1 protein-coding gene is annotated in these 925 nt (G+C 75.7%); it reads right to left on the reverse strand.

The window, feature by feature from the left end:
• Window positions 1–773, reverse strand: a 773-nt coding sequence (locus AC2W7A_RS12885; RefSeq protein ID WP_485991673.1) for a phytoene desaturase family protein, incomplete at its 3' end; no start/stop codon positions are given.
• Between the last annotated feature and the right edge of the window lie 152 nt (window positions 774–925).

Raw genomic sequence — 925 nt, forward strand, 5'->3', positions numbered from 1 at the left:
GTACAACCCCCGGCACCGCCCCCGCTCCCCCGCGCGCGCGACGCAGCCGATGCGGAGCGGTCAGCCACGGCCGGGGCGATCAGCTGGGTCCCGTCCAGCGCGCCTCCGGCGATGTCACCGCCCACGAGGTTCGGGTTCCATGCCTCCAAGGCCTCCGGCCCGGTCTCCACCGCATGCAGGATCCGGTCCCGGAACCCGGGGGCATGCTCCTCCACCGCCTGCTCGACGACGGTCCGCACCGTCCCCTGCCAACCCCGCGGCACGTGGGCGTAGGCCCACACCACCGTGCTCCCGCCTACGGCACCCGTGGCCCGCGTGGGATCCGCCGCCTGCTGCTGGCACAGCATGACGAAGGGCCGCGCCGGCATCCGCCCGGCGGACACCTCCGACTCTGCGGCCGCCAGCTGCGCGGACGTTCCGCCGAGATGGACCGTGCCCGCCCCGCCGACCCTCGGGTCGCACCACGGGACGGGCCCGTCCAGGAGGAAGTCGACCTTCGCGGCGGCGGGCCCGTGCCGCCATCGGCGCAGACGCCGCAGCGTCCGCTGCTCCAGTCCGGTGCCGGCAAGCTCGGCGATGTGTACGGGCATCATGTCCAGCAGGACGGCGTCCACGTCGCCGAGCTCGGCCAGGTCCGAGATCCGCCGCCCGGTGTGCACCCGGCCGCCATGGGCGGTGAGCACACGGACCAGGGCGTCCACGACCGCCTGCGAGCCGCCGCGTGCCACCGGCCAGCCCGAGGTCATCCCGAGTCCGCCGAAGAGCGTCCCCATGGCCGCGGTCAACGGGCGGGACGGAGGAAGGATCGCGTGGGCGGCCGAGCCGAGGAACAGCGCCCCGGGCCCCCGTTTCTCCCCCCGTAAGGCCGTGCGCGCAGCGACCGCGGCGGGCCAGGGCGCGCGCAGGCCCAGGCACGCGCCACTAT

It is taken from the genome of Micrococcus sp. LASM2_SD2 (genome assembly GCF_057364565.1).